General features: G+C 62.4%; 19 protein-coding genes. 8 read left to right on the top strand and 11 right to left on the bottom strand.

From position 1 onward, the window contains the following. Positions 1–173: 173 nt before the first annotated feature. From J4G38_RS14180 to J4G38_RS14165, 4 genes are all read left to right on the top strand, one after another. Positions 174–1,451, top strand: a complete 1,278-nt coding sequence (locus J4G38_RS14180) for a helix-turn-helix domain-containing protein (RefSeq protein ID WP_210517128.1) — start codon at positions 174–176, stop codon at positions 1,449–1,451. 78 nt (positions 1,452–1,529) lie between these two features. Then, positions 1,530–3,077, top strand: a complete 1,548-nt coding sequence (locus J4G38_RS14175; protein ID WP_210517130.1) for a CRTAC1 family protein — start codon at positions 1,530–1,532, stop codon at positions 3,075–3,077. A gap of 209 nt (positions 3,078–3,286) precedes the next feature. Next, a complete protein-coding gene (locus J4G38_RS14170) occupies positions 3,287–6,460 on the top strand; it encodes a SusC/RagA family TonB-linked outer membrane protein (RefSeq protein WP_210517132.1) in 3,174 nt (1,057 codons plus the stop codon). Between the two features lie 22 nt (positions 6,461–6,482). Next, entirely contained in the window at positions 6,483–8,075 is a 1,593-nt protein-coding gene (locus J4G38_RS14165) for a SusD/RagB family nutrient-binding outer membrane lipoprotein (RefSeq protein ID WP_210517134.1), read from the top strand. A 152-nt stretch (positions 8,076–8,227) separates the two neighbouring features. Here the strand turns inward: J4G38_RS14165 and J4G38_RS14160 are convergent, their stop codons facing one another. From J4G38_RS14160 to J4G38_RS14150, 3 genes are all read right to left on the bottom strand, one after another. Further along, positions 8,228–9,034 carry a hypothetical protein gene (locus J4G38_RS14160; RefSeq protein ID WP_226163421.1) on the bottom strand — a complete coding sequence of 269 codons (807 nt, stop codon included), beginning with the start codon at positions 9,032–9,034 and terminating at the stop codon, positions 8,228–8,230. A 106-nt stretch (positions 9,035–9,140) separates the two neighbouring features. Next, positions 9,141–9,500: a DUF952 domain-containing protein gene (locus J4G38_RS14155; protein ID WP_210517138.1), complete on the bottom strand. Its 360-nt coding sequence runs from the start codon at positions 9,498–9,500 to the stop codon at positions 9,141–9,143. Between the two features lie 186 nt (positions 9,501–9,686). Further along, positions 9,687–10,073: a hypothetical protein gene (locus J4G38_RS14150; protein ID WP_210517140.1), complete on the bottom strand. Its 387-nt coding sequence runs from the start codon at positions 10,071–10,073 to the stop codon at positions 9,687–9,689. Between the two features lie 154 nt (positions 10,074–10,227). Here J4G38_RS14150 and hppD point away from each other — a divergent pair, with 154 nt between their 5' ends. From hppD to J4G38_RS14130, 4 genes are all read left to right on the top strand, one after another. Continuing rightward, positions 10,228–11,361 (top strand): 4-hydroxyphenylpyruvate dioxygenase, encoded by a 1,134-nt coding sequence (hppD, locus tag J4G38_RS14145; RefSeq protein ID WP_210517142.1) that lies wholly within the window; start codon positions 10,228–10,230, stop codon positions 11,359–11,361. Between the two features lie 116 nt (positions 11,362–11,477). Continuing rightward, positions 11,478–12,731: a T9SS type A sorting domain-containing protein gene (locus tag J4G38_RS14140; RefSeq protein ID WP_210517144.1), complete on the top strand. Its 1,254-nt coding sequence runs from the start codon at positions 11,478–11,480 to the stop codon at positions 12,729–12,731. A gap of 122 nt (positions 12,732–12,853) precedes the next feature. After that, complete coding sequence (locus tag J4G38_RS14135; protein WP_210517146.1) at positions 12,854–14,590, top strand: phospho-sugar mutase; 1,737 nt, start codon at positions 12,854–12,856, stop codon at positions 14,588–14,590. 75 nt (positions 14,591–14,665) lie between these two features. Further along, positions 14,666–15,031: a hypothetical protein gene (locus J4G38_RS14130; RefSeq protein ID WP_210517148.1), complete on the top strand. Its 366-nt coding sequence runs from the start codon at positions 14,666–14,668 to the stop codon at positions 15,029–15,031. 124 nt (positions 15,032–15,155) lie between these two features. On the opposite strand, the gene J4G38_RS14125 is transcribed toward J4G38_RS14130, so the two are convergent. The 8 genes from J4G38_RS14125 to J4G38_RS14090 form a co-directional block, all read right to left on the bottom strand. After that, complete coding sequence (locus J4G38_RS14125) at positions 15,156–15,875, bottom strand: LytR/AlgR family response regulator transcription factor (protein ID WP_210517150.1); 720 nt, start codon at positions 15,873–15,875, stop codon at positions 15,156–15,158. After that, a complete protein-coding gene (locus J4G38_RS14120) occupies positions 15,853–16,926 on the bottom strand; it encodes a sensor histidine kinase (protein ID WP_210517152.1) in 1,074 nt (357 codons plus the stop codon). The genes J4G38_RS14125 and J4G38_RS14120 overlap by 23 nt, the downstream gene beginning before the upstream one ends. A 163-nt stretch (positions 16,927–17,089) precedes the next feature. Continuing rightward, positions 17,090–17,920 (bottom strand): DUF4249 domain-containing protein, encoded by an 831-nt coding sequence (locus J4G38_RS14115; protein ID WP_210517154.1) that lies wholly within the window; start codon positions 17,918–17,920, stop codon positions 17,090–17,092. A 137-nt stretch (positions 17,921–18,057) separates the two neighbouring features. Next, a complete protein-coding gene (locus J4G38_RS14110; protein ID WP_226163419.1) occupies positions 18,058–20,403 on the bottom strand; it encodes a TonB-dependent receptor in 2,346 nt (781 codons plus the stop codon). Positions 20,404–20,615: 212 nt separating this feature from the next. After that, positions 20,616–22,784 (bottom strand): hypothetical protein, encoded by a 2,169-nt coding sequence (locus tag J4G38_RS14105; RefSeq protein ID WP_210517156.1) that lies wholly within the window; start codon positions 22,782–22,784, stop codon positions 20,616–20,618. Positions 22,785–22,879: 95 nt separating this feature from the next. Beyond that, positions 22,880–24,562 (bottom strand): ABC1 kinase family protein, encoded by a 1,683-nt coding sequence (locus J4G38_RS14100; protein ID WP_210517158.1) that lies wholly within the window; start codon positions 24,560–24,562, stop codon positions 22,880–22,882. 173 nt (positions 24,563–24,735) lie between these two features. Continuing rightward, complete coding sequence (locus J4G38_RS14095; protein WP_210517160.1) at positions 24,736–25,317, bottom strand: phasin family protein; 582 nt, start codon at positions 25,315–25,317, stop codon at positions 24,736–24,738. 248 nt (positions 25,318–25,565) lie between these two features. Beyond that, the coding region (locus J4G38_RS14090) for an alpha/beta hydrolase (RefSeq protein ID WP_226163417.1) at positions 25,566–26,097 on the bottom strand (532 nt) is incomplete at its 5' end.

The raw sequence follows: 26,097 nt of genomic DNA, 5'->3' as shown, positions 1-26,097 counted from the left end.
AACGCGGCGGGTAGCAACGCACCACGCCGCCTGGCAGGGGCGGCGTAGTGCGTTGCTACCCGCCGCGTTGGGCGGGGCGCTGAAATTTTTATGGACGGGGCGTGCCACTTTTTTGTGGTTCCGGCATCTATTCAGATACGCTCCTCCCGACCTCACCTTTAGCCTGCTGCGCCATGAAAGAGCCGAACCTTGACCAATGGACCACCGGTTTCGCCCTGGTCGCTTTTCTTGGGCTGTTCATTGCCCCGCTGCTGTATAGCCAGGCCGGCCAGCGCAAGACGCAGGTGCGCTACGTGGTGACCATTCTGGTGCTGTTTTCGGTGGTGCTGCTGTACTACGTGCTGTGGTGGAGCCGCTATTTGCAGTTCTTCCCCTACGTCAATGGCATACCCGAGCTGTTCTTCTTCCTGTTTGGGCCGCTGTTTTACCTGTATTTGGAGGAGCTGACGCAGCAGCCCGTGGCGTCGCGCGCCCGGCGGTGGCACTTTCTGCCCTTTCTGGTGGCGCTGCTGGTGCAGCTGCCGTTTCTGCTCATGCCCCCGGCCCAGCGGCATGCCTTGCAGGAAGCAGCCGGGCGGGGTACGCCGGGCTTTTACGCCTATTACCACGCGGCACTGCCCTGGCTGTATCTGGGGCATTTGTCAGTTTATGCGGTGGCCATTGCACGCTTGCAGGGCACCTTTGGCGCGCTGCGGCAGGTGGCGCACTGGGCCCGCTGGTTTAGCCTGAGCTACCTGGGGTTTGTGCTGGCCAACTGGTCATACTACGTGCTGGTGCAGATGGACTTCTTCACCCGGACCTGGGACTACGGCATTTCCTTCAGCATGGCCGGCTTCATTGCACTGGTGGCGGTGCTGGCTTACGTGCAGCCCTACATTTTTCAGCACAATCAGTTTCCTTCGTTCGAGCGGGTGCCGGCCACGGTGCAGCCCCCCGCCTTTCCCACCCAACTACCGCCGATGGTGCCACCGCAAGCCGCTACCGCCAAGCCACGGCCTGAACGGGAGCCCGCGCCGCAGCCCGAACCCGAGGCCCGCTACCGCAATTCCGGCCTGCCCCCGCACCTGGCCGTGCGCCTGGCCCGGCAGCTCGACCAGCTCATGCGCACCGAGAAGCTCTACCGCCTCAGCGACCTGCGCCTCAACACGCTCGCGGCCCGGCTCAACCTGGGCCGGCACCACCTTTCGCAGGTGCTGAATGAGCAGCTGGGCATGAATTTCTTTGAGTACATCAACGCCCTGCGCATCGAGGAAGCCAAGGAATTACTCAGCCATACCTCGCGCCAGCAGCTCAATATTATTGAGGTGGCCTACGAAGTGGGCTTCAATAACAAGGTTTCCTTCAACAAGGCTTTCAAAAACTCCACCGGCCTAACTCCCAGCGAGTTTCGCCAAAGCGCACAGGGTAATCCCGGCCGGGATTACCGCCCGACCCCCATTGCCAGCGGGTAAAAAGGGTGATGTTTATCGGGGTTAACCACCCCGACCGGGCTGCCGCCGTGCTTTGGGAAAAACCAATTCCGACGGCCCATGCGCCCTGCTTCCCTCCTTTTCTGGTTATTGCTGCTGGGCCGTTCCGGGGCGGCGCAGAATGAGTGGACCCGCATCAGCGACCCGGCCAACCCGCTGGCCACTTATACCGTGCCCGGCGTGTACCACGGCGCCGCCTGGATTGATGTAAACAACGACGGCTGGCTCGACCTGTTTGCCGCGCCCAACGGCCTGTTTCTGGGCCAGGGAAACGGCACGTTTAAGGCAATGCCGACGGCTATCGGCAACAACGCCGCCGGCCAGAAAGCCAGCGGGTGCAGCTGGGCCGACCTCGACAACGACGGCGACCCCGACGTGGTGCTGGCCCAGTTTCCCAGCGCCGTCTACCGCAACGATGGCGCAGGCCATTTTACGGATATCACAGCCCTCTTTCCGGGCCTGGCCAACTACGCCGCCTGGGGCTGCGCGCTGGGCGACCTCAACAATGACCAGCGCCTGGACGTGGTGCTGGTGCACGCGGCCGGTTTCCACCCAGCCGCCGCGGCCCGGCAGCCCTGCAAGCTATTTGTGCAAACGGCGGGCCCACTGGGGTTCACCCCCGTAACCGGCTACGCTTTCACCGATTCGCTGGGAGCCTACACCGTACCGTATTGGGCTGATTTTGACCTGGATGGCAAGCAGGATTTGTTCATTGCGGCGGGCGCCGTGAAGGCGGCCAAGCCTGATTTCTGCTATCGCAACCTGGGAGCTCAAGCCGCCTGGGGCCCATTGCAGCGCCTGCTCACGCCGGCTTTCGCCGCCCAGCCGCAGGACGGGCAATGCTACAATTTCGTCGACGTGGACAATGACGGCGACCTCGACCTGTGCCTGACGAACTACCGCGCCGCCCCCACCCGCTTATACCTCAATGAGGATGGCCGGTACGTAGCGACGACTACGCCCTTCTCCACGCGCAGCCACCACCTCACCAACTGCTGGGGCGACTTCGACCTGGACGGCGACCAGGACGTGTTCATAACCAGCGACTCGCTGGCTACGGCCTACTACCGCAATGATGGCGGCCGGTTCACGGCAATGCCCGGTTTGGTGGGGCCAGCCGGGGCCTCGGGCCTGGTGGCGGGCGACTATGACAATGACGGCGACCTCGACGTGTACATAACCGGCCTGGGCCCGGCCCAGGGCTTGTACCGCAACGACCTGGAGCGGCACGGCCGCAGCTGGCTTAGTCTGGCGCTGGCCGGCGCTGCTTCCAACCGCTCGGCGCTGGGGGCGCGGGTGTCCGTGAAAGCCCAAATCCAGGGCAAGGCCACCTGGCAGCTGCGCACCGTATCGGCCCAAAACGCTTTCCAGGGGCAGAATGACCTGCGGGTACATTTCGGCCTGGACCAGGCCCGCCGCGCCGACAGCCTGCTGGTGGTCTGGCCCTCCGGCCGGCGCCAGCGCCTGGGGCCGCTGGCCCCGAACCATTGCTACGCCCTGACCGAAGGCGGCCGGCCGGTGCGAATAAGCACGCCCCGGCCCACCCCCATTCCTAGCCAACGACGACCCGCACAAGCGCCGCGCTTCCCCGCGACGGGCACGGATTAAGTGCCTCCGGAAAAGGCAACGGGCAGGCTCTGGCCGGGCCATGCGGGTCTGCAAACCCGCATGAGCCGGGAAGTTCCTCCTTGGTGAGTGAGGAGCAACCTGCAGCTGCCTACCCGGCTGCCGAGCCCAGCCGGAGCCCACCCGTCGCCAATAATCCCCCTTCACTCACCAGCCGTTTTCCCGCCCCTCACTATGAAAAAGAACTCACCATGAAAAAGAAATTACTACTCAGTATCCTGCTGATGCTCATCCTGCTCGGGCACGGCATGGCCCAGGACCGCACGCTGTCCGGCAAAGTCATTGACCGGCAAAGCGGGCAGGGCCTGCCCGGCGTGACCGTGTTGCTGAAAGGCACTACCAACGGCGCGTCGACCAACAACGACGGCACCTTCGCGCTGACGGTACCAGCCACGGGCGGCGCCCTGGTGTTCAGCTACATCGGCTATACCACCGTGGAGCAGCCCATTGGCACCGAAAGCACCTTCAACATCAGCCTCGTGACCGATGCCAAGCAGTTGAACGAAGTGGTGGTAACGGCCCTGGGCATTGAGCGCGACCGGAAGTCGCTGGGCTACGCGGTGGAAACCCTGGAAAATAAGGACCTCACGCGCGCCAGCGAGCAGAACCTGGTGCGCTCGCTGCAAGGCCGGGTGGCCGGCGTGCAGATTTCGTCGGCCTCGGGTGCGGCGGGCGGGGCTACGCGGGTGGTTATCCGGGGGGCGCAGTCTTTTACGGGTGATAACCAGCCGATTTACGTGGTTGATGGCAACGTCATCAGCAACAACGCGGCCACCAACCTGAGCGCCGCCACCCCGCGCGGCAACGGCGACGACCTGAACAACGGCGTGGACCTGCCCAACCGCGCCGCCGATATCGACCCCAATAACGTGGAGTCCATCACCATCCTGAAAGGGCCGGCCGCCGCCGCCCTCTACGGGGCGCGGGCGGCGTCGGGCGCCATTATTATCACCACCAAAAAGGGCGCGGGGCTGCAGGGCCGCTCGCAGATAACGGTGAACAGCGCCGTGACTTTCGAGCGGGTGAACCGCCTGCCCAAATTCCAGAACACCTACGGCGCGGGCAACGACGGCGTTTACGACCCCGCGGACAACGTGAGCTGGGGCCCGCGCATGAACGGGCAGCTGGTGCCCGACTGGCACACGGCGGGCCTGGCCGACCCCAACGCCACGGCCGTGGACTCCATCCCGCTGACGGCCAAGCCCAACAACGTGCGTGACTTCTTCGAAACCGGTGTTACGACCAACAACGCTATTTCATTCGCTGGCTCCAGCCAAACCTCGAATTTCTACGTGTCGCTGGCCGACGTACACACCTCGTCGTTCATTCCGAAAACTACCTACAAGCGCACCAGCGTGAGCTTTACGGGTGGTACGCAGCTGTTTAATAAGGTGACGACCTCGGGCTCCCTGACGTATGTGAAGTCGGGCGGCGACCGGGGCGTGCAGGGCCAGTCGCGGGCCAACATCATCCAGACCATCGTGAATACCCCGCGGGATATTTCCATCACCGACCAGAAAAACTACAACGACCCGCGCTACGATTTGAACGGCTACTACCTGGCCGGCTTCCGCAACAACCCGTACTTCATACTCGACAAAAACCTGCTGACGGACGACGTGGACCGGCTTTTGGGTACGGCCTCGGTGAGCTACGACCCGCTGGACTGGCTGAACCTGACCTTCCGCCAGGGCCTGGACGTGTACACCGACCGCCGCCGCCAGACCATTGCGCAGGGCACCATCAACAACCTGGCCGGGCGCTATCTGGAAGACGCCAACTTCGGCCGCAACCTCACCACCGACGTGCTGGTGAACGTGACGCGCCACCTCACCGAAACCATCGCGCTGAAGGGCGTGCTTGGCTCCGACTACCAGGAACAGCTGACTTCCCGCAGCGTGGCCGATGGCGTGGGCCTGATTGTGCCCGACTTCTACGACCTGAGCAACACCAGTGCCGTCACGAACACCAAAGTCGATACCAAGCAGCGCATCCTGGGCGTGTTTGCCGATTTGCAGCTTTCGTACCGCGACTATTTGTTCCTGGGCCTGACTGGCCGCAACGACTGGACTTCGACCCTGCCGGCGGCCACCCGGTCCTTCTTCTACCCCAGCGCCAACGTGGGCTTCGTGTTCACCGACGCCTTCAGGCTGCCCACCACCGTGCTGAGCTTTGGCAAGCTGCGGGCGAACATTGCCTCAGTGGGCAAGCCCCCGACCCCCTACCAAATCGACCCGGTTTTCGTGCGCTCCACCGTCGACAACGGCTTTCAGGCGCAGTACGTGTTTCCGCTGCAAGGCGTGCCGGGCTTCCGGGTGGGCAACGTGCTCGGCAACCCGCGCCTGAAATCGGAGCTGACCACGGCCTATGAAGGCGGGGCCGAGCTGCGCTTCTTCAAAAACCGAATCGGAATTGATGCCACGTACTACAAATCGGTCAGCAAGAACATCATCGTAAACGTGCCGGTGCCCGGCGTCTCGGGCTTCACCTCGCAAACCGCCAACGCCGGCACCATGGAAAACCGCGGCCTCGAGCTGGCCCTGAACGCCACGCCCGTGCAGCTGAAGAACGGCTTTACCTGGGACCTGAATTTCACCTTCACCCGCAACCGCAACCGCGTGACCGAAGTCACGAACGTGACGCCCAACATCACCGTGGGCGGCCTGGGCTCGGTGGCCCTTGAGGCCCGCGTGGGCCAGCCCTACGGCAGCTTTTTCGGCACCCAAATGCTGCGCGACGGCGAAGGCCGCGTGGTCGTCGACCCCGTTACCGGCTTCCCGCGCCTGAGCCCAATCCTGACTACGCTGGGCAATATCCAGCCCGATTACCTGGCGGGCGCGTCCACCACGCTGGCCTTCAAAGGCCTGGCCCTGAACGTGCTGTTTGACACCCGGCAGGGCGGCAAGTTCTTCTCGAACACCATTAGCACCCTGCAGTTTGCCGGGGCGCTGGAGGAAACCACCGCCAACGACCGGCAGCCCTTCCTGTACCCCAACTCGGCCATTCCGAACCCCGACGGCTCGGGCACCTTCATCCCCAACACCACGGTGCTCACCGATGGCGGCTTCAACTACTGGCGGCAGGTGTCGACGGCCGGCGAAAACACGCTTTTCGATGCTTCCTACGTGAAACTGCGCGAGGCCAGCCTGAGCTACAGCCTGCCCACCACGCTGGTGAGCAAGGTGAAGCTCACGGGCATTCAGTTCTCGCTCATCGGCCGCAACCTGGTCCTCTGGACGCCCAAGTCGCAGCCCCACCTCGACCCCGAAGTCAGCTCCCTGGGCTCGGGCAACAACCAAGGCTTCGAATTCTACGCCTACCCCACCACCCGCTCCTACGGCGCCAGCCTGCGCCTCACGCTCTAACCTCACCGCAACCCTTACGGACATGAAAACGCAAACCATCCGACTCGCTGCGGTGCTGGGACTGCTGCTGGGCGCCGGCGCCTGCAAAAAGGACTTCCTCGACATCAACAAAGACCCCAACAACCCCACCACGGCCGATATCAACCTCGTCCTGCCATCGGGCCAGGCCCACGTCAGCTTCATTGTGGGCGGGCAGTACAATGTGGTGGGCGAGATTCTGGCGCAACACCTGGGCATTGCCCAGGGCGGCAACCAATACCGCGCCTGGGACCAGTTCAGCATCCCGACCAGCACCTTCGACGGGCGCGAGTTTTCGGGCGGGCTGTACGCCGGGGCGCTGGAGGATTTCCAGTACGTCATCAACTCCGGCACGCCGGCCAACGAGTGGCGTATGGTGGGCATTGCCAAAATCCTAAAAGCGCACACCTACCAGGTTATCACGGATTTATACGGTGACGTGCCCTTCTCCGAAGCCCTGCAGGGCTCAGCGAATCTAACGCCGAAATACGACAAGCAGCAGGACATCTACGCCGGCCTGCAAGCGCTGCTCGATGAAGCCATCGGCGACATCAACAAGCAGCAGGGCCGCTTCCCCGGCACCGCCGACCTGAACTACCGCGCCGCTTCCGAAACCGACATGGCCAAATGGATTCGGCTGGCCAATACGTTGAAGCTGCGCCTGTACCTGCGCCTGAGCGAGGTGGACCCCACCGGCGCCCGCGCCGGTATCCAGGCCCTGTACGCCCGCAACCAAGCCGCCACCGACTTCAACTTCATGCGCAATGGCGACAGCTACCAGTTTGCCAACGGCACGGCCACCAATACCGAAAATCCGTTTTACCAGACCAATTTCCGGCTGCAAAATAACCTGGCAGTCAGCAGCAACGTCGGCGACACGCTGGTGCGGTACCAGGACCCGCGCCTGCCCGTGTACGCCCTCGACGCCGACCTGACGACCACGCCAGTCGATTTCCTGTTCGTGCGGCCCGGCCAGAACGCACCGTACCCGAATAACTTCACCACGGCCACCGGCACGCCGGCCGTGCGGCTGTCGTACCCCGGCACCTTCTTCATCGGTCAGGCCTTCATCAACGTGAGCAAGGCCGGCAGCACCTATCCCGGCATCGCGGCCACCGATGGGCCTGCCAAGTCGCGCCCCACGCTGCTGCTCACCTACGAGGAAAGCCAGCTGCTGCGGGCCGAAGCCGCCGCCCGTGGCTGGGCCCCCGCCACCGAAAACGCCCAAGCCCTCTACGAAACCGGCGTGCGGGCCGCCCTCACCCGCTACGGCATCGCCACCGCCGATGCCTCCACTTACCTCGCCCGCCCGCAGGTGAGCTGGACGGCCGCCACCACCCTGGCCGCCAGGCTGCGCAACATTTTCGTGCAGAAGTGGATATCCTTCTTCGCCACGAACGGGGCCGAAGCCTGGACCGAAGCGCGCCGTAGCAACCAGCCCCGCCTGCAAGCCCCGCTCACCAACCTGCTCGGCGCCGGCCGCTTCGTCCGCCGCCTGCCCTACCCCGACTCGGAGCTGCAGCGCAACCCGCACGTAGCCGAAACGGGCCTCACGCCCGGCGACATCACCACGCCCGTGTGGTGGGACGTGAATTAAACCGGCGCTTTTACCCCATAAAAACGGCCCCGCGATAAATCGCGGGGCCGTTTTTATGGGGTGCCATTGCCAATCACAAGAGCTTCATTAGTGGCCTCGAACAGGATTTTAATCGCCCCGTCATCAGTCATGTTGCCCCTCCTTAGCTACCATCATTTCCGGGTGCGCACCTGCGCGAATTCCAGCGGCACCACGCGGCTGCCCACTGGCGCCTTCACCACCAGCGCATCGGCCGCGTCGTAGCGGGGGAAGTAGAGGTAGCCGCGCACCTGCTGGCCGGGCGCCAGGGTCACTTTGCGCAGGGCGTATTCCTGGAGGTGCGCGGCCCGTTGCTGCAATACGTCGGCCGTCACGGCGTGCTCAATCTTGGTGGCTGCTGAGATGGCGTTGTACGTAACGGCTACGTCGTGGATGGCGGCGCGGCTCTGGTACTGCGCCACCGTTTCGCGCTTGCCGATGCTGGCCACGTCCGTTGCCACGCTGGCCACGCCCAGGGCCAGCCCCAGCCAGTCGATGCGGGCGGCTTTACTGGCTTCGCTCTCGGCACGGTTGTGCAGAGCGGTTATTTCAGGCTCGGGGTCGAAGGCGGGCACGGCCTGGGGCGGCAGTGGCGGCAGCGGCAGCGAGGCACTGGCAGCGGCGACGGCGGCCGTTACTTCGGTGCCGGGCAGGGGCTTGGGGCGCCTGGCTCTGGGGGCGGGGGCGGGCAGGCGGCTGGCTTCGTATTGAAACGCGGCCGGGTCGACCACTAGCGGGCGCATGGTTGGGTTGCGGTATTCAGCCTCGAACACCACCCGGTTGCCCTCGTAGCACACGAAGCTCAGGCGCACCTCTACGCTGTCGGCAGTGGCCTGGGCCTGCTCGCGGCCTTCGACAAAGAGGTTGGTGGATTTAGCCGGCTTCAGGCCCAGCTGGTAGGTGGGGGCGCAGGCTGTGGTTAGCCCCGCGAGGGCTAGCATGCGCCAGGAACGACGGTAAAAAGGCAGCATAAAACCAGCCATTTAGTGAGTGCTTCTGGCCGGAAGATGCAGGCAGCCTGGCCGGGGTTGCACGGTGACAAAAATATTATTCACCTAATATACCAAGCGCTGCCGGAAGCTCAAATTCACCGGCGGCATCGGCGGCAAACGGCCACACGCGGCCCACCGCAGCCAGCGGCACCGGCCCGAAAACGTGCGCAAAATGCTGCTGCCGGCGCTCCACCCACTCGCGCTCCACGCGCACGCCGGCGGCGGCCAGGGCGGCCTCGTCCCACTCCAGCAAAACCAAATCGGCCCGCCCGGCATAGTACCGGCGGGCCGTTTCGAGAATCTGGTGGGGCTCCGAGGAGTGGATGAAGCCCTCGGCACCCAGGTCGGCGCTGGCGAAAAAGCCGGTTTGCTGGGCGTGTTGCCAGTCGGCAGGCTCGGCGATGCGGTAGAGCATTTTTTTAAATCGGAGAGAATAACAGACCGTCATGCTCATCTGGCGTCCGCGTAGCCGAAGCATCTTGCTTGCGGTAGTAATCCTTGTTTTAACAATTGGGTTACTATTGCACGCGAGATACTTCGGCTACGCGGACGCCAGATGAGCGTGACGGTCACGCTTTTTTCGTTCTGCGAAGCCGTCGGCCTACGCTTTCCACAGCTCCTGCTGCACCTGCTTACCCACGGTGAGCATGATGCGCACGGGGTTCGGGATGAGCGTGATGCGGGCTTCCTTGCCGGGGTACTTCTCCGAATCGACCCAGACGCCTTCTTTGGGCGAGGGCGTGGAACCGGGGTTGCTGGGCAGGTAAGCGGTGGGCAGCAGCACGTCGGTGTCCGATTTCAGGTCGGTGTGTACTTTGTCGAGGGCCGATTCCAGGAAGTCGCCGTACTCATCGTTGAAGTCATCTTCGAGGTCGTGCAGGGCCTCTTCCACGTCGTCGTAGCGGGCGTCGTCGTAGGTGAGGGTGTGCAGCTCGGCTTTCTTTTCAATCAGGGCCACGAGGGCGCGGTTCAGTTCTTCGGTATTCATGGGGGCGCTAAGGCAGATGATTGGCTACAAAAATGGGGATGATTTGCCAAACGTTCGCAGTCGGCGCTCTTTCATTTTTCAAGGGCGGGCCAAATTCTGCCGGAACCTGTAATTTTACCCGCACAACCCCACCCCCCATTTCCCCTCCCCGCCCATGCAAACCATGACCTCGCCCGCAGTGCTGGCCCAACCCGCTCAGGACTTCCTCCCCCTCAAAGGCACCGACCACGTCGAATTCTACGTCGGCAACGCCAAGCAGTCGGCCTACTATTACCAGGCCGCGTTCGGCTACGAGCTGGTGGCCTACGCCGGCCCCGAAACCGGCCTGCGTGACCGCGCCAGCTACGTGCTCCAGCAGGGCAAAATCCGGCTGGTCCTCACCACTTCCCTTCTGCCCGATTCCGCTATTTCGGAGCACGTGCGCCAGCATGGCGACGGCGTGAAGGTGATGGCCCTGTGGGTGGACGATGCCCGCAAATCGTGGGAGGAAACCACCAAGCGCGGCGCCAAGTCGGCTTTCGAGCCCTATACCCTTGAGGATGAATACGGTTCCGTGACGTTGTCCGGCATCTACACCTACGGCGAGAGCGTCCACACTTTCGTGGAGCGCACCAATTACACCGGCGCATTCATGCCGGGTTTTGTGGCCAAAACCAGCACCGTGCCGCAAAGCACGCCGGTGGGCCTGCTGCACGTCGACCATTGCGTGGGCAACGTGGGCTGGGGCGAAATGAACCAGTGGGTGAAGTTTTACGAGGACGTAATGGGCTTCAAACTGCTCCTCACGTTTGACGACGAGGACATCAGCACCGAGTATTCGGCCCTGATGAGCAAGGTGGTTTCCAACGGCAACGGCTACGTGAAATTCCCCATCAACGAGCCCGCCGAAGGCAAGAAAAAATCGCAGATTGAGGAGTACCTCGACTACTACCACTCGCCCGGCGTGCAGCACATCGCCATCGCCACCAACGACATCCGCAGCACCGTCACTGAGCTGCGCCGCCGCGGCGTGGAGTTTCTGAGCGTACCGGGCGCGTATTACGACGACCTGCTGGAACGCATCGGTGCCATTGATGAGGACCTGCAATCCCTGAAAGACCTGAACCTGCTCGTGGACCGCGACGAGGAAGGCTATTTACTCCAGATTTTCACCAAGCCCGTGGAGGACCGGCCCACGGTATTCTACGAAATCATCCAGCGCAAAGGGGCCAAGAGCTTCGGCAAAGGCAATTTCAAGGCCCTGTTCGAGAGCATTGAGCGCGAGCAGGCATTGCGGGGGAATTTATAATTTTTCTTCGTAAAAGACGAAGAAGTTTTCGTGGAAGGAACGCAGAGGGTAGCTTGCGGGGCCGGTCGTGACGCACGAAGCCGGTACCGCGAGCTGCCCTCTTTTTATTCAATCGGATGATGGTGAAGATTACGTTTCTGGGGCTGCTGCTCACTTTGCTGGTGGCGGCGACCTCGGCCCAGGCCCAAACCGGCTGCCCCGACCCGCGGGCCACGAACTACAACCCCGCCGCCACCAGCAACGACGGGTCCTGCCAGTACGCCGTCACGAGTACCACGCTGGTCACCAAAGCGCCGCTGGATGCGGCCGTGCCCGAATCTTCGGGCCTGCAATACAGCAGCCAGAACCTGTGGACGTTCAACGACAGCGGCAATGCGCCGGTGCTGTTCCGGGTCGATTCGACTACCGGCAACGTGCTGCAGCAGGTCACCATCAGCAATTTTGGCAATGTGGACTGGGAGGACATCGCGGCCGACGCGCAGTACCTCTACGTCGGCGATTTCGGCAATAACAACGGCGACCGGCACAATTTGCGGGTGTTGCGGGTGCAAAAGTCCGCCATTGGCCCCGGCCCGGCCGAGACGGTCACCGCGCAGGAAATTGCCTTCAGCTACCCCGACCAAACCAACTTCAGCCCCGGCACCAACAACCACAATTTCGACTGCGAAGCCTTCTTCTACGCCAACGACTCCCTCCATTTATTCACCAAGAACTGGGCTGACCTGCGCACCAGGTACTACACCGTCCCGGCGCAGCCCGGCACCTACGTGGCCCATCTGAAGGGCAGCTTCAACGTAAATGGCCTGATTACGGCGGCCGACCTCAACGCGGCCGGCACCGGCGCGGGCCTGCTGGGCTACAACGCCAGCACCGGGGCCACGTTCCTGTGGCTGCTGGCGGATTTCCGGGGCGGCCAGTTTTTGCAGGGCAACAAACGCCGGATTGAGCTGCCCAACGCCCTGTTCATCGGCCAGGCCGAGGGCCTGTGCTTCGTGGACCGCTACCGCGTATTCCTCTCGAATGAGCGGCTGACGAGCGTCGTCACCGTGCCCCAGCGGCTGTATGCGCTGAATACCAGCCGCTGGCTGGCCCCGGCCGTGCCCACCGCCGCCACGAAGAACCACGCGGCGGGCTTCGTCATCGCCCCCAACCCCGCCCGCCAAACCCTGCGCATTGAGCGCGCCGAGGGCCCCGCCGGCGAGCTGGCCCTGACGCTGCAGGACCTGCAGGGCCGGGCCGTGAGCACGGCCTGGCTGCCGGCCGGCAGCGCGGCCCAGGAGATGAATGTGTCGCAAGTAGCGTCCGGGACGTATTTACTGAAAATCGAATCGACTGCCGGCGTATTTTCCCGCAGAATCCAGGTTCCCTGATTTGGGGCGTGCACCGGAGCTGCGGCCACATTCCTGCCGGCTGAGCCGTGCGTTTTTTTCCGGCAAAACGCTTTCCTTTACGGCCGTTTCCGGCCCAACCAAACCTCCTTTATTTCCTTCCCATGCCCCTCGCCCCCGAAATCCAGCAAACCATCAACACCTGGCTCACGCCGGAATACGACGCCCAAACCCAGCAGGCCATCCGCGATATGCAGGCCAGCGGGCAGGACGACGCCCTGACCGATGCCTTCTACCGCAGCCTCGAATTTGGGACCGGCGGCCTGCGCGGCGTGATGGGGCCGGGCTCGAACCGCATGAACCGCTACACGCTGGGCATGGCCACGCAGGGCTTGTGCAATTATTTGTTGCAGAGTTTCCCCGGCCAGGAAATCAAGGTCGCCATCGCGCACGACAGCCGGAATAACAGCACCGAATTTGCGCAAATAGCGGCCGGTATTTTCTCGGCCAACGGCATCACGGTTTATCTATTTGAAGCCCTGCGTCCGACGCCTGAACTGTCGTTTGCCATTCGGGAATTGGGCTGCCAAAGCGGCTGTGTGATAACGGCTTCGCACAACCCAAAGGAATATAACGGCTACAAAGTATACTGGAACGACGGCTCGCAGGTAGTGGCGCCGCACGACACGAATATTATTGTTGAAGTAAATAAAATTACCAGCGTTAGCGAGGTGAAATTTGAGGCCGACCCGTCGAAGATTATCAGCATCGGCGCCGATGTGGACGCGAAATATTTCGCGCAAGCCAGGAAGCTCAGCATCGACCCGGCCGCCATCCAGCGGCAGCACGATTTGAACATCGTATACACGCCCATTCACGGCTCGGGCATTACGCTGGTGCCCGGTTTGCTGCGCGAGTTTGGCTTCACCAACGTGAACGTGGTGCCGGCCCAGGCCACGCCCGACGGTAATTTCCCCACCGTGCAGTCGCCCAACCCCGAGGAGAAAAGCGCCATGCAGCTGGCCCTCGACCAGGCCCAGGCCACCAACGCCGACATCGTGCTGGCCACCGACCCCGACGCCGACCGCGTGGGCGTGGGCGTGAAAAACGATAAAGGCGAATGGGTGCTGCTGAACGGCAACCAGACCGCCGCCATGCTCACCAACTACCTGCTTTCGGCCCGGCACCGCGCCGGCCAGAGCACGCCCAAGGATTTCATCGTCTACACCATCGTAACCAGCGAAATCCTGGGTGACATCGCCCGCGAGCACCAGGTAACGAGCTACCAGACGCTCACCGGCTTCAAATACATTGCCGGCCTCATCCGCGATTTGGAGGGCCAGGAAACCTACATCGGCGGCGGCGAGGAAAGCTACGGCTTCCTCATCGGCGATTTTGTGCGCGATAAGGACGCCATCTCGGCCTGCGCGCTGGTGGCCGAAATGGCCGCCGTGGCCAAGGACCAAGGCCGCACCCTCTACCAGGAAATGGTGGCGATGTACGCCCACTACGGCCTCTACGTGGAGGATTTGATTTCGCTCACCAAAAAAGGCCAGCGCGGCGCCGAGGAAATTCAGGAAATGATGGCCAGCCTGCGCGCCAACCCGCCCCAGAGCGTCGCCGGCCTGAAAGTAGTGGAAATCCGGGACTACAAAACCGGCAAAATCCACGACCTGCGCACCGGCCTCAGCACCGAAACCGGCCTGGAAAGCTCCAACGTGCTCCAGTTCCTCACCGAAGACGGCAGCAAAATATCGGCCCGCCCCAGCGGCACCGAACCCAAAATCAAGTTCTATTTCAGCGTGAAGCAACCCCTGAAATCAGCGGTTGACTATGATTTGGCACATCGCCTGGGCCACGAGAAAATAGCGGCAATAATTGCCGATATGCAATTGAAATAATTGCATCAAATAGCTCCGTAATAAATAGCCCGGCAAATAACAGTGCCAGGCTATTTATTTACCCACTTTTTTGTGGTGGACATCGCCCTCAACGCGCCGAAATTATTAACCCGGGAATCGCTGTTGGCTGCTGCTTTTGCGGCGGCTGGCATCTACTGGTTCTACTGCGGCAATTGGCTGCTGGGAATACTCGGCTTGTTGCTATCATTGAGCTTAGGCTTTCTGTATAAGGGTCTTGGCTTTGACTTAGTAGCCCGGCGTTACCGCGTTTATACAGGCCTCTTCAAATGGAAATTTGGAGAATGGAAAGCCTTGCCCGCCCTTTCTGGTGTCACGGTCAAGTATTTCTCCGAACTTATAACAACTGGAGAAGAAGGCCGAATGCGCACGGATAAAATTGGAGAATATGTCTTGATGCTTTCCGTAACCGGCTCAGTATAGGGAATAATATTGCAACAGTTTGGGCTAAATCAGAAAGAATACGCTTTGGAATTAGGGCACCAGATTGCCGAATTTCTGCAGGTCCCGTTGGCATATTTTAATTGATTACAGCCAGGCCTTGCACTCAGTGCATGTTCCGTGTCTCAATTGCCCGGTTGAAGGATTCCAGATAGGCCTCCCCCACCGGAATTACGACGTCGCCGAGATAAATCCGGTTTTTGCGGATGGAATCGATGTGGCCCAGCGCCACGATGTAGGAGCGGTGCACGCGCACGAAATCGGTGGCCGGCAGCCGCTCCTCAAAGGCCTTGAGGGAGTTGAGGGTGAGCAGCGGGCGCGGCGCGGCGGTGAAGACCTTGACGTAGTCTTTCAGGCCTTCGAGGTAGCGGATTTCGCGCAGGCCCACGCGCTGGGAGTGGTAATCGGCTTTGATGAAAAGGTAGTCGTCGGCGGGCGCAGGAGCAGCGGGCGGGGCGGTTTCGGTGGGCGGGGCCAGGCGGTTCTGGGCGCGTTGCACGGCTTGCAGAAACCGGTCGAAGGCAATGGGTTTCAGCAGGTAGTCGAGGGCATTGAGGGCAAATCCTTCTATAGCAAAGGCTTCGTAGGCAGTGGTGAAGATGACCAAGGCCTCGGGCCGCACGCTGCGCACGAACTCCACGCCGGTGAGGTCGGGCATCTGGATGTCGAGGAAAATCACGTCCACCGGCTCGCGGCGCAGGGCGTCGAGGGCTTCGAGGGCGCTGCGGCAGGTGCCCGCCAGCGTGAGGAACGGCACCCGCGCCACGAAGCTAGCCAGCAGCCGCAGGGCCAGCGGCTCGTCGTCAACTAACAGGCACCGGAGCATGGTCGAAAGTTAAGGTGAGGGTGGCGGTGAAATCAGTCTCGGTGCGGTCGAGGGCCAGCGCGTGGCGGCCGGGGTAGAGCAGCCTGAGGCGCTGGCGTACGTTGGTGAGGCCCACGCCGCCCACGGGCGTGGCCCCGGTCGGCGCGTCGGGCGCGGTGGCAAACACGCGGTTGCGCACCGTGAACGCCAGACCATCGTCGGCCACCCGCAGGTGCAGGCCGATACGTGAGGCATGCTGGAAGCTGATGCCGTGCTTAAACGCGTTTTCGACGAAGGGAATGAGCAGCATGGGCTCGATGAGGTGGCCGTGCGGGTCGCCTTCAATAGCGAAGGTGATGGGCACCTGGTCGGGGTCGAGGCGCAGGCGCTGGAGGTCGACGTAGGTGCGCAGGTGCTCGATTTCGTGGGTGAGCGGCACGCGGGGCGCGTGGGCCTCGTAGAGCATGTAGCGCATCAGGTGCGAGAGCTTGAGGATGGCGGCCGGCGCGTCGTCGCTCTTGAGCTCGGCCAGGGAATAGACGTTGTTGAGGGTGTTGAAGAGGAAGTGCGGGTTCACCTGCGACTTGAGGAAGGCCAGTTCGGCGGCCAGCTGGTCGCTGTGCAGCTGCTTGCGCATTTCCTCGCTTTGCAGCCACTCGCCGGTGATGCGCAAGGCGCTGCTTACCACCCACACCAGCGACAGCAGCACGAACAGCACCTGCACCGGGTTCACCTGCCCCCAGCGCTTCGGGGTGGGATGGGGCGGCAATGAAATCACGCCAAAATGCTTCAGAATAGCTGGCAGGGCAAACAACAGCGTGATGAGCAGCACCAGCGCGAAGTAGCGCCCGAAGCGCCGACGGGCCAGCAGCCGCGGAATCAGCACCCAGTAATTCAGGTAGAAAAAGCCGGCCAGCAACGAAACCGGGGCCAGAATCCGGAACGCGTGCAGGTTGGCCTCGACGCCCAGCACCAGTTGCGCAAAGGCGACCAGCAGCACCGCCACCGCCAGCCAGGCCGCTACGTGCACCAGGATGCGCAGGGCGCGGGGCTGAAACAGGCTGAGTGTCATGGGTGAGTGTTGGGAAATTATGTAAGAAAAGAATCCAGCACGTTATGCAGAGCGCAGCAAAGCATCTTGCTCGCCTCGTGGCAATTAGCCTTAAATTACTCACTGCGAGCGAGAGGCTTTGCTGCGCGCTGCACGACGTGCTGCCGATTTTCCCTGGAGCCTTTTACAGCACCGGCACCAGCACCGTGCGGTGGCGCACCGAGTGAGCGCTGAAATACCCCAGTACGTTGCCCGTGAAGTTCGATTTTGGATTGGATGGCGAGGCCGTAGCCATGCCGCCGCCCTGCAAAGCCAGGTTGAGGGTGCGGAAGTATTCGTACACGTCGGCGTCCACGTTTTGCATGTCCACGCGCAGGCTGTCGCCGGTCGCGAGCTTGTCGGCATCGGTGCCGCTGTTGGGGCCTCCGCCCACGCCCAGGCCCCGCACGTTGGCCTTGCCATCGGTGAATTCGTCGTTTTGCAGGTAAATGGACTTATTCAGCAGGCCATTGCGGTATTGCCGGAACAGGTAGTAATTGCGCGGGCCGGCCGGGTCCAGGTATTCCGGCACCGCCTGAATATTGGTACCAATGGCTGCTTTCTGCGCGTGCAGGCCCGTGAGCGGCACCACCGGCGACGGCAGCGTGGACGCCGCCACGTAGGCCTGCCCGTCGGCTTCCACACGCAGGGTGTAGCGCCGGCCCGGCTGGCCCAGGATGGTGCTGCCCCGGTACTGGCCGGGCGTACTGGTTTCGCGCAGGGTTTCGAGGCCGCCCGCGTCGGTGCTCAGCGTGACCACGGCGCCGCTCACGGCCGGGAAAACGTTGGTGTCGGTGTAGCTCACGCTGCGCGAAAGCAGCACGGTGCAGGGCTGCCCATCATCGGCCAGGTTGCCCTCAATGGTCAGGCGCGGGGCGGTTTCCGTGAGGTCGAGGGTGATGACCTTCTGGCAGGAGGCCGTGAGCAGCAGGGTGGTGGCGGCAGCCAGGAAGCGAAAAGTGAAACGGTTTTTCATGGTGGTTTTGAACGTCATGCAGCGCGCAGCGCAGCATCTCGCCTGTGGTAGTAATTCAATTGTATTGATTAGTGGCAGCACGCGAGATGCTGCGCTGCGCTCGGCATGACGTTCTGCTTCGTTCTGAAACTCGTGCCTTAAAAATTGAAATTGTACGTCGCTGAGGGCACCATTCGGAACAGCGCCGTTTGCAGGGCCTGCGTGCGGGTGGCATCGTCCGGGTTGGTTTGGAAGGTGATGCTGTAGGGGTTTTCGCGGCCCAGCACGTTGTAGATGGAGAAGTTCCAGCTGTGGTGGAAGCGGTGGCCCTCCGGCTGGGGCTTTTCGAGCGTGGCCCCGATGTCGAGGCGGCGGTAGCCGGGCAGGCGGTCGGCGTTGCGCAGGCCGTAGAGGCTCACGGCCTGGCCGGCCACGTAGTACTTGCCCACGGGGTAGGTCACGGCGTTGCCGGTGCTGGCCACGAAGGTGCCCGACAGGCTCCACTTCGGGCTGAGGTCGTACACGGCCACCACGGACAGGTCGTTGGGCCGGTCCTGGCGGGCGTTGAACCACGCACCGCTGTTGATTTCCGTGAACTGCCGCTCCGATTTGCTCAGCGTGTAGCCCACCCAGCCGGTGAGGCGGCCGGTTTCCTTCTTGAACAGAAACTCGACGCCGTAGGCCCGGCCCTTGCCGTAAAGCAGCGTGCTTTCCACGTCCTGGTTGCCGCGCAGCTGGGTGCCGTCGCGGTAGTCAATCTGGTTTTGCAGCCACTTGTAGTACACCTCGGCCGAAAACGAGTAGTCCTGGTGCGCGCCCAGCTTGCGGAAGTAGCCGGCCGACAGCTGGTCGGCCAGCTCGGGCTTCACGTTGTTGGTGGTGGGCACGTACAAATCGGTGGGCGACGACGCGGCCGAATTGCTCAGCAGGTGCAGGTTCTGCACGTTGCGGGCGTAGCCGGCCTTCAGCGCGGTGTTTTCCGCCAGCTGGTAGCTCACGGCCAGGCGCGGCTCCAGGTTCACGTAGGTTTTGATGACCTGGCCGGCGGTGTAGTGCTTGGTTTCCATGACGGTGCCGGCCAGGTTGTAGCTCGAATAATCGCCGGCGCCCAGCAGGTTGAAGGCCGACAGCCGCAGGCCGGTGGTGAAATCAAGCTTGTCGGTGGCGGCCCATTCGTGCGAGACGTAGCCGGCCGTTTCGAGCGAGTAGTTGGTCTTGTCAACCGTGGAATTCACGACGGCATCGGCGGCGGCCGTGACGTGGCCGGGCGTGATGGTGTGGTAAATGACGTTGGCCCCGAAACGCACCGTCTGCTTCGTGCTGGGCGTAAACTCGAAATCCTGCTTCAGGTTCCAGTCCTTAATCTTCGAATCGATGCTGAAATCCGAGTCGTTGGCCCTGATTTTAATCTGGTAATCGTACTTGCTGTAGATGAGCGAGGTGTTGCTGAATAGCCGGTCGGTGAACAAGTGGTTGAAGCGCAGCGTGGCCGTCTGGTTGCCGTAGTTGTTTTCGAAGGTGCTGATGCCCAGCACATCGCGACCCAGGTAGCCCGAGAAGTAGATGCGGTTGCGGGCATCGAGCGTGAAGTTGCCCTTGGCGTTGAAATCGTAGAAGTAAAGCTTGGCGCTTTTGGTGGTTTCGTTTTTGGAGAGCTTCAGGAAGACATCGGCATACGTGCGGCGGCCGGTGACGAGGAAGGAGCCTTTGTCCTTCACGATGGGGCCTTCCAGGGCCAGGCGCGAGGCAATGAGGCCCAGGCCGCCGCTGCCGTGCAGCGTCTGGTTGTTGCCGTCCTTCATCTTGATGTCGACCACCGACGACAGCCGCCCGCCGTACTGCGCCGGCATCCCGCCCTTGTACACCGTCAGGTCCTTGATGGCGTCGGAGTTAAAGGTCGAGAAGAAGCCCAGCAGGTGCGAGGCGTTGTACACGGGCGCTTCGTCGAGCAGAATCAGGTTCTGGTCCACGTTGCCGCCGCGCACCGAAAAGCCGCTGCTGCCCTCCCCCGCCGTCTTGATGCCCGGCAGCAAGGTCAGGGTTTTAATCACGTCCTTCTCGCCAAACAGCACCGGCACCTTGGCAATCTGCTTCATATCCAGCGTTTCGACACCGGATTGGGCTTTGCTGATGTTGGCCTGACTGCCGCCGCGGCCGGTCACCACCACTTCGTTCAGCTCCTGGCCGCCGGTGGCCAATTTGAAGTCGAGCCGCTGGCTTTTATCGAGCGTCACTTTGTGCGGCTGGGCGGCGTAGCCCACGAAACTGGCCTCCACGGTATAGGTGCCGGCCGGCACGGTGAGCGTGTAGAACCCATAGGCATTGGCCGCCGTGCCCGTGCCCGGCAGCTCCACGATGCGAATAGACGCCCCGGTCAAATCCTCGCCGGTTTTAACATCCTTGACAGTGCCGCTGATGGTGACGCGGCCCTGCGCGTGGGCCAGCCGCGGGGCGGCCCCGGCCAGCAGCAGCGCGGCCATTCCCAACGCACGCGGGCTCTTCAAGAGGGGATTAAACCAAACTAAAACCGAGGGCAGCAAGGGACGAATTGACTTCATGCCCCAAACCTACCGCCCAACCCCTGCTACCCTCCTGCTTTTTTCTACAAACGCCACGAAAAACTCGATGATTGGGGAGTGGTGGAAGCCTTCAAGCCGGTTTCGCCGGGTTGTTCCGGTGCATGAGCGCTCCGAAACCCGGCGTGAAATATTACCCGCTACAGCCGCACCCCAATGCCCGGCCCCAGCATGTAAAACCACCGATTGGTACCCAGCAGGTACCCCCCGCCGAGATACAGCGGAAACGTGAACTTGGCCTCCCGCCGCGTGGGGTATACCGAGCCGAGGATGACCACGCCCAGGTCGCGGCCGGTAGTGCTACTGCCAAAGTTGAAGGCATTGAGGGCGACAAAACCCGCCCCGATTTTGTAGGGCCGCAGCCGGTTGATTTTGTCGGGGCTGTAGAAGCTGAGCTGGGCCAGCGTGGCCAGTGAAATGCCGCCCAGGTCGCCGTAGCCGGTGTCGCCCTGCTTGCGGGTGAGCAGGCCCGCCGGGAAGCTCACGTCGATGTCGAACTTGTAGCGGCGCTTCAGCACCAGCTCCACGGTTTGGGTATAGCCGGTTTCGCCGTACTGGCTGGCCTGGTGCTTCACCGTCACCACAATGCGGCTCCACTCGTCGAGGTCGTAGGTTTTGCGGCCCAGCAGGGAGTTGAGGCTGAGCGGGTCGGTGCGGCACTGCTTGTCGGCGTAGAAGGCGGAGCGGGGCGAGTTATCGCCGGGGCACACCAGCAGGCTTTCCACGTTGCGCAGCTCAATCAGGTCGCCTTTGCTGTTGAGGGTCCGGATTTCGAAGCTCAGGTACTGCTTGCCAAACAGCTGGTCGGGCTTGTCGATGCCGTTGGGGTTGAACTGAAACACCACGTCGCGAATGGTGCCATCGTAAAGCACGGGGCCGTTCAGCCGGGTAATGGGCCGGGCCGCGTCGCCGTACGTCACCGACACGAAATCGAGCGGGTGCGGCCGCTGAAACTCCTTGATGCCCAACGAATAGCCAGTGGGCTGGCCCGCATTGTAGATGTTGCTTTTGCGCTTATCAAAGCTCACTGGCACCCGCACGCGGTACACCAGCCGCGTATCGGTGCGCACCGACGAATCGGACGGGATGATGGGCAAATCCTCGAAGGAAATGCGCGCCTTTTGCAGGCCCTCGCCCTCCAGGCGCACGTCCACGGTTTCGCCGGGGCTCACGCTCAGGCCGGGGCTCCAGTCGCCGCCCCGGTGCAGCACCTGCACGTTCCGAATCACGGTTTGGGGCGTGATGTCGAGGTTGGTGATGTAGCGGGCCACGTCGTTGTCCTTGATGTACAGGTAGCCCTCGGTTTGGCGGTGGGTGTTGTAGGGGCGCAGGTAGCACAGCACCCGGTCGTTGCTGAGGAATTGGCGGGTAAAGATTTCGGCGATGAGCCCCCCGCCGGGCTCTTCCTGGTCCTCCACGCGGTAGGTGCGGCGCAGCTCGAAGCTGCGGCCGTTGTCGAGAATCAATTCCACGCCCCGGCGGCGGCTCGCGTCGTCCATTGTCACGCTGCGCTGGTCAGGCGAGAGAAAGCGCAAGCGACTGGCTTTCACGTTGAACTCCTGTTTCAGCACCGGCAATTGGTAGCTGAGGCGGTTGCCGGCCACCAGCACGGGCCGTTCGGTTTGGAGCTTCACGGCCAGGGTGCGCAGGCCAAGCTGGTTGGGCAGCACATGCAGGCGCAGCACGCCGTTGGTTTCGGCCACCAGGCGGTAGTCGAAATCAGCGCCGCGCACCCATTCGCCGGTGGTGTGCACGTTGCGCAGGCTGGAGCTGGTCAGCTCAAACACCTTTTCTTCGCCCACGAATAGCTCGTTATCCGCCACGCGCAGCGCCACCGTGGTGCGGGCCAGTGGCAGCAGCGGCACCACCTGGCGGCGCGGCTCCCGCCCGGCCGAGTCGGCCGTCTGCTCCACCACCAGGCGCAGAAACCGGCTGCTGGTCAGGTTCTGGAACTTGAGGCGGGTGCGAAAACCGCCGTCGTCTTCTTTGGTCAGCGAGTCGAGCTGCAGGTAATCGGGGCTGCGGCGCAGGCGTAGCGGCTTGGGGTTGGTGGCAGTGGCGGTGGCGGGGTAGAGCCGCAATTCTACCGTTTCATCGTCGTGCCGGAACCAGAAATACAGCGCGGGCACGCCCTGCACCGCCACGGTATTGCGGCTCAATAAATAGGTAGCGGTATCGGTACGCAGGCTGGCCTCGCGCAGCACGGGCGGGCCCACCGGGGCAGTCTGGCTGGCGGCCAGGTGGGGCGCTACTCCCAGTAAAATGCCAAAGATGGCCAGAACTACGCGGGAGAAAAACGAAGGAGACATGTAGTCAGGCGGGCGGAAATACGGCCCACGACCGCAAAGGTCGGGGCCGGTAAGCACGGCTACAATGTTTGCCCCAAATTCAGCGCACCCCTGCGCTATTTCTCCCGCCGCCGGGTGCCCAACAGCAGCAGAATCAGCAACAGGAACCCGGTAGCGCCCAGGCTCCACCACGTTATTTCGGGCACGCCGCGCCGGTAGGGCATATCCGGCGAGTAATGGCCCAGCAGCGACAGGCCCGAAAACAGCAGCCCGCCCACGCTCAGCAACGCCAGAATGGTGCGGCTCACCAGCTGGTCGGCCTTGCGCAGCAGGGTCTGGTAGCCAATCAGCTCGATTTTTACCCGCAGCTCGCCCTTGCTGATTTTGCGCACGATTTGGCGCACATCGGCCGGCAGGGTTTGCAGCAGGGCCAGCAGCTGCGTACCCGTGTATTCGGCCTCGCTGAGCAGGTTTTGGCGGGAATATTGCTCCCGGATAATCTTGGCGCCGTAGGGCCGCACGAACTCGAACGTGTTGAAGTTGGGATGCAGCACCTTGCCAATTCCTTCCAGAATCACCAGCGCCCGCAGGATGAGGAACACCGCGCCCGGCACCTGCAATTTGTAGGTATAAATGACGTTTTGCAGCGCATCCGCGAGGTCGCTCATGCTCATTTCCTTCACGTCGAGGGTGGCAAAATCCTCAATCAGCTGGCTCAAATCGGCCTCAAAAGCCCGCATGTCGGGGATTTCGGCCGTGAGGGCGAGGCGGCGGAAATTGAGCGCCATGCTGCGCGCATCCTGCCGCGCCATGCCAATGAACACGCCCGCAAACGCGTATTTCTGCTGCTTGGTGAGGCGGCCCACCATCCCAAAGTCGATGAGCACCACCGTGCCATCGGGCTGCACCAGCACGTTGCCGGGGTGCGGGTCGGCGTGGAAAATCCCGAACTCAAAAATCTGGGTCAGGTAGATGTCCATGCCCGTTTCGGCCACGGTTTCGGGGCTCAGGCCCCAGGCCAGCAGCTGGGCTTTGTCGGTGATTTTGCAGCCGCTCACAAACTCAATCACGAGGATGCGCTCGGTGCTCAGCTCCCGAAACGGCTTGGGAATGTAGAACGTGGTGTAGTCCTCGTACAGCTTGCGAAACTGCTCCATCGAGCGGGCTTCGGCGGTGTAGTCCAGCTCCTTGCTCATGCTGCGCTCGAAGGCGTCGACAATGTCCTGCGGGTTGGCAAGGCCCTGCTTTTGCAGGAAGCCGGCCGTGAGGCGCACCAATTCGTGCAGCAAAGCCAGGTCGGAGCGCACCTTGTCGCGCACGCCGGGGCGCTGCACTTTCACCACTACTTCCTCGCCGGTGAGCAGCCGGGCCCGGTGCACCTGCCCAATACTGGCCGAGCCCAGCGTGGTATCGTCAAACTCGCTGAAAACTTCGGAAATCGGCCGGCCCAATTCTTCCTCGATAATTTGCCGGGCCAGGGCCGTCTCAAACGGCGGCACGTTGCTTTGCAGCTTCTCAAACTCGTCAATCAGGGCCTGGGGCAGCAAATCGGCCCGGTTGCTCATGGCCTGGGCCAGCTTGATAAACGTCGGGCCCAACTCTTCGATGATGAGCCGCACCCGCTCCCAGCGCGTGGTTTCAAACACCTGCCGGTCGGCCCGCTGCCAGCTCAGGCGGCGGCTTTGGCTCACGAGGCGGCGCAGCGGCGTGCTCGTCACCACATCCTCAAAGCCGTAGCGCAGCAGCACCTCGGCCACCTGCCGGATGCGGGTGAGGTTGGAAATCGTGTTTTTAAACATCGGGGGTGAAAGTAGTAACCCGGCGCGGGATGGCCGCCGGAGCGCGCGGGTGGGGTTCGCGTTGCCGCGCCGGTAAAATGGGTTTGGTGACGCTGCCAACCACGCTTGCGCGATAACAAAAGCCCCGTTTGCGGAATGCAAACGGGGCTTTTGGTCAGATGGGAAGCAACGGCTTAGGCATTGCCTTCGGCGTTGGCGGCAGCAGCGGGAGCGGCCGGCTTCTTGGCGGCGGGCTTGCTGGTGGCCGGCTTCGCGGCTGGTTTGGCGCCGGCTGTGGCCGCGGGCTTCGCGGCCGGTTTGGCAGCCGTTTTCGCGGCGGGTTTCGCGGCGGGCTTGGCCGCGGCGGCGGCTTTAGCAGCCGTTGACTTCTGGGCCGAATCAGCGGCGGTGCTCACTCTGTCAGCAACTTTCTTTACGGCGCCAGCGGCTTTGCTGGCGGCGCCGTTGGCCGTGGCCGCCACCGACTTAGTGGCGGGCTTGGCGGCTGGCTTCTTGGCGGCAGCCTTGCTTTTGGGCTTCGCATCGCTGAGGCCAACGGTGCTTTTCACGCGGTCGGCCAAGCCCTGAAACTGCTTTTCGAGCTCAGCGCGCTTGGTTTCGCCGCTCTTCAGCAGCTCGTCCACGATTTTTTTGCCCTCGGCCTGGGTCATCTTGTTGTCCTTCACCAATTTCTCGATGGTGCTTTGGACCGACTTGCTGCCCTGGGCGATGTAGCCGACGCCAGCATTAACGAACTTCTTAAACAAATCTTCCATGGTGAGGAAACGGGTTGGGGTGAAAGTAAAAAAGGGAAGTAACTGAAATAAAGACCGTTGCCGCAACAAATTAGTATGCAAGCCGACTATTTTCGATGCAAACCTACGAACACTCTGCAATATAGTTGAGCCGTGTACGCCGGATTTCTCCAAAAGTGGCTCAAAATCATCAAAAAGAGAATTTATTTTTTCAATTCTGCAAATATTCAGGAGCAGCGTCAGGATACCACAAGCAATTCAGTCCCAGCTTATGCGGCGCGGCGGCGCACGCTGGACCGCCGTTCGCTCACGGGCAGCCGAATGGGCTCCGTGGCCTGCTGGGCCCACATATTTGCCAGGAAATCGGCCACTTGGTCGAGGGCTTGCCGGGCCTCGGGCACAACGCGCCAGAACAAGTGCCACCAATGCACCAGCCCTTCGAATGGCTGCACGGTGACGGGCACGCCGGCCGCGCGGGCCTTCTTCGCGAATTTCAGCACGTCGTCATACAGCACCTCGGCGGTAGAAATCTGGATGAGCAGCGGCGGCAGGCCGTGCAAATCGGCCCGGGCGGGTGACAGCAGCGGGTGCGAAAGGGGCGTTTTGTGAGCGTAAAGCGGGCCCCAGGTGCGCATTTGCAGGGCTTCGAGCAAGAGGCCTTCTTCGCGGGCCACGCGGCGCAGGGCGGTGATGGGCAGGTTGAGGTCGGTCCAGGGCGAGAGGCCGATGCCGGCGGCGGGCACGGGCTCGCCGGCATCGCGCAGGGCCAGCAGCAGCGCCAGGGCCAGCCCTCCCCCGGCC

Origin of the sequence: Hymenobacter terricola (assembly GCF_017921975.2) — a bacterium.
GTDB lineage: Bacteria > Bacteroidota > Bacteroidia > Cytophagales > Hymenobacteraceae > Hymenobacter > Hymenobacter terricola.
Note: the sequence above shows the minus strand (reverse complement) of the source record. Positions and strands in the feature narration are given on the sequence as shown.